Origin of the sequence: Rhodococcus sp. R1101 (genome assembly GCF_000278445.1) — a bacterium.
Lineage (GTDB): Bacteria > Actinomycetota > Actinomycetes > Mycobacteriales > Mycobacteriaceae > Rhodococcus > Rhodococcus gordoniae.
In genome coordinates, this window is the sequence record NZ_AJVB01000374.1 from 1 (window position 1) to 3,871 (window position 3,871).

At 69.3% G+C, this 3,871-nt stretch carries 5 protein-coding genes; all 5 read left to right on the forward strand.

Annotated elements, in window-relative coordinates:
• Positions 1 to 653, forward strand: a 653-nt coding sequence (locus R1101_RS27360; protein WP_016934762.1) for a TMEM165/GDT1 family protein, incomplete at its 5' end; no start/stop codon positions are given.
• A 181-nt stretch (positions 654 to 834) separates the two neighbouring features.
• Entirely contained in the window at positions 835 to 1,233 is a 399-nt protein-coding gene (locus tag R1101_RS27365; RefSeq protein ID WP_016934763.1) for a MarR family transcriptional regulator, read from the forward strand.
• Positions 1,230 to 2,477 carry an MFS transporter gene (locus tag R1101_RS0118095; protein WP_016934764.1) on the forward strand — a complete coding sequence of 416 codons (1,248 nt, stop codon included), beginning with the start codon at positions 1,230 to 1,232 and terminating at the stop codon, positions 2,475 to 2,477. The genes R1101_RS27365 and R1101_RS0118095 overlap by 4 nt, the downstream gene beginning before the upstream one ends.
• A 56-nt stretch (positions 2,478 to 2,533) precedes the next feature.
• On the forward strand, positions 2,534 to 3,301 hold the full coding sequence (locus tag R1101_RS0118100) for an SDR family NAD(P)-dependent oxidoreductase (RefSeq protein ID WP_016934765.1): 768 nt from the start codon (positions 2,534 to 2,536) through the stop codon (positions 3,299 to 3,301).
• Positions 3,302 to 3,374: 73 nt separating this feature from the next.
• Positions 3,375 to 3,871, forward strand: a 497-nt coding sequence (locus tag R1101_RS0118105; RefSeq protein WP_016934766.1) for an alpha/beta hydrolase, incomplete at its 3' end; no start/stop codon positions are given.

Sequence of the window (3,871 nt, forward strand, 5' to 3'; positions counted from 1 at the left end):
AACTCGGCGACAAATCCCAGCTCATGGCGATGACGTTCGCCCTGCGATATCGCTGGTGGGTCGTCCTGTCCGGGATCCTGTTCGCCACCACCGCGGTCCATCTCGTCTCGGTGGCCGTCGGGCACTATCTGGGCGTGGCGATCCCCGCGACCGCCATCTCGATCGTCGGCGGCCTCGCCTTTCTGATCTTCGGTGCGTGGACGCTGCGCGGCGACTCTCTCGACGACGACGAGCAGTCGAAGGCCGGACGCGTCGCGCGGTCCGCCTTCCTCGCTGTGACCTCGGCGTTCTTTCTCGCCGAACTCGGCGACAAGACGATGCTCGCGACCATCACCCTCGCGACCGACAACAACTGGGCCGGGGTGTGGATCGGATCGACGGTCGGCATGGTCGCCGCCGACGCGCTGGCCATCATCGCCGGCGCCGTGCTGGGCCGGCACCTGCCCGAGAACGCCATCCGCTTCGGCGCTGCCGCGCTGTTCTTCGGCTTCGGTGCGTGGATGCTCGGCGACGGACTGTTCCCGGAGAACGGCGCCGTGGGACCGATCGCCGGAGCGGTGGCCCTGCTGCTGTCCGTCGGCGTGATCGCGGCGATGCGCCTGCGCGCTCGTCGCGCCGCCGAGGACGAGTCCCCCGCCCTCATGCGGCCCTGATCACTCCCTCCGAACAGTGTTTTTCCTCCCCGAACAGGAGTATGCTTGCCGATAGGCAAATAAATTCGGAGGTGGTTCCATGTCTGATCTCTCAGGCCGCGCCCCTCGATCCGGAACTCCCCCGTTCGACGCGGAAGACGTCCACCGTCTGCGTATCGCGATCGGACGGATCTCCCGCCGCATGGGCATGTTCGCCTCGGAGGAAGGACTGACGCGCTCGCAGTCGACCCTCCTCACGACCGTCGCCCGCCACGAGACGATCGGAGTCCGCGACCTCGCGGAGATCGAAGGGCTCAACCCCACCATGTGTTCGCGCATGGTGGGCAAACTCGAAGACGACGGGTTGCTCACCCGTTCCCCCGACGCCGGCGACAAGCGTGTCGTCCGCGTCCACATCACACCCGCCGGTGCCGCCCTGTCCGCGGAACTGCGCGCACGCCGCACCGCCCTGTTCGCCCGTCATCTCGCCGACCTGAGCGAACAGCACCTCGATGCTCTGCACGACGCACTGCCCGCCCTCGAGGCCCTGTCGGAACGCGTCGCCGATTCCCGCCCCTCCGTCGAGGGGAGTCGCCCGTGACGGTGCTCACCGACATCAGAGGACAGACCTTCGCGGCCCTGCGCGGGCCCAACTTCCGCCTCTACATCGGCGGCCAGGCGATCTCGCTCGTCGGCACGTGGATGCAGACGGTCGCGCAGTCGTGGCTCGTCCTCCAGCTCACCGGTTCCGCGACCGCCATCGGCATCGTGCTCGCACTGCAGACCGTGCCGATGCTGCTGCTCGGCCCCTACGGCGGTGTGGTCGCCGACCGTTCCGACAAACGCCGGCTCATGATCGGATTGCAGACGCTCATGGGTGTGCAGGCCCTGATCCTGGGACTGCTCGTCGTCACCGACACGATCGCGCTCTGGCACGTGTACGTGCTGGCGGTGGCGCTCGGCCTCAACCAGTGCTTCGAGAACCCCGCCCGACAGTCGTTCATGCTCGAACTGGTCGGTCCGGAGGATCTGCGCAACGCTGTGAGCCTGCAGTCGGTCCTCGCGTCGTGCTCCCGCATGATCGGCCCGGCGGTCGCCGGGCTGATCATCGCCGCCGGCGGACTCGGTGTGTGCTTCCTGCTCAACGCCGCGAGCTTCGTCGCCGTCGTCACCTCGTTGCTGCGACTCGACGTCTCTCGGCTCCAGCGCTCCCCCGCCGCCGCCCGCGCGAAGGGACAGCTGCGCGAGGGTTTCGCCTACGTCCGCAGCACGTCCGACCTGGCCGTCCCGCTGCTGATGATGGCGCTCGTCGGATGTCTGGCCTTCGAGTTCCAGGTGGTCCTGCCCGTCCTGGCCGATCACACTTTCGACGCCGGTGCCGGCGCCTACGGCTTCCTCACCGCCGCAATGGGCGCCGGGTCCGTCGTGGGCGGGCTTGTCGTCGCCACCTGGGGCCGGACCGGGACCCGGCCGCTCGTCGTCACCTCGCTCGCGTTCGGCATCGCCCTGGCGGTCGCCGCGGCGGCCCCGAACCTCACCACGCTCATCGTGGTCATGGTGATCGTGGGTGCCCTGAGCGTGACCTTCACATCCACTACCAACAGTTCGCTGCAGCTCGCCGCCGCTCCGACGATGCGCGGCCGGGTGATGGCCCTGTGGTCGGTCGCCTTCCTCGGCTCGACGGCCATCGGCGGTCCCATCGCCGGATGGGTCAGCGAGCAGTGGGGCGGCCGGGCCGGACTGTTGCTCGGCGCCGTCGCCTGTCTGATGGCCGCAGCGATGGGTCTCGTCGCGCTGCGCCGCAGGACCTCCACCCCCGCGGAGGTCACGACGGTCACCGACTAGGGTTCGTGACGAAGGACACTGACGAGCCCTACAGCTCGAGACAGGAGATACGAACAGTGGAGATTCAGGGATCCGCCGCGCTGGTGACCGGTGCCGCATCCGGTCTCGGCGCCGCAACCGCGCGCCGCCTCGCCGACGCCGGAGCTACCGTCTTCGGCCTCGACCTGCAGCAGTCCATCGACCGCGTCGGCGATTCCGCCCCCGCGGGCGTCACGCTCCTCGCCACCGATGTGACGAGCGGCGACGAGGTCCAGGCGGCCGTCGATCGCATCGTCGAGTCCGGTGTTCCGTTGCGCATCGTCGTCAACTGCGCCGGTGTCGGCTGGGCCGGCCGCATCCTGTCGAAGAACGGCCCGCACGACCTGGAGCTGTTCCGCACGGTCATCACCGTCAACCTGCTCGGCACGTTCAACGTCATGCGCCTGGCGGCCGACGCGATCTCCAAGACCGAGACGGTCGACGAGTCGGGTCAGCGCGGCGTCATCATCAACACCGCCTCGGTGGCGGCCTTCGAGGGCCAGATCGGCCAGATCGCGTACTCCGCGTCGAAGGGTGGCGTGCACGGTATGACCGTCCCCGCCGCACGCGACCTCGCGCAGTTCGGCATCCGCGTCAACACGATCGCCCCCGGCATCGTCGACACCCCGATGCTCGCCGGGGTCACCGAGGAGTACCGCAAGGGCCTCGAGGCCGGCGTGCCGTTCCCCTCGCGCCTCGCTCAGCCCGCCGAGTACGCGCAGCTCGCGCAGATGATCGTCGAGCACGACTATCTCAACGGCGAGACCATCCGTATGGACGGCGCCCTGCGCATGGCGCCGCGCTAGGCGGCTTCGCCACCCGTGCGCGTTTCCGGTGGTTCCCGCTACCGGAAACGCGCACGTGCGCTGGACTGGTCACATGCGGATCGTTCTCGCCGTGCTGCTCGTCGGCGTACTCGTCGGCGTCGCCGGGTGGGCGCTGCAACGACGCCTGATCTATCTGCCCGACACCACCGCTCCCCCGTCCGCCGCGACCGTCCTGCCGGGTGCCGAGGATGTCGTGCTCAGGACGTCGGACGGTCTCGAGCTCGACGCCTGGTTCGTGCCCGGCCGAAACCCCGAAGGTGCCGGGCACGAATTCACCGTCCTGCTCGCCGCCGGTAACGGCGGCAACCGCCTCGGTCGCGCCGATACCGCCGCCGACCTCGCCGCGGCGGGTTTCTCGACGCTGCTGCTCGATTACCGCGGTTACGGCGGCAACCCCGGCAGCCCGACCGAGGAGGGTCTCGCCGCCGATGCCCGCGCGGCACTGGACCATCTCCGCTCGCGCGACGACGTCGACCCCACCCGGTTGCTGTATTTCGGGGAGAGCCTCGGTTGCGCGGTCGTCACCGCACTCGCCGTCGACGAACCTCC

Bases quoted from the DNA above. Each gene is read 5' to 3' on its own strand.
- R1101_RS27365 (WP_016934763.1), top strand. From the start codon at position 835: ATGGGCATGTTCGCCTCGGAGGAAGGACTGACGCGCTCGCAGTCGACC.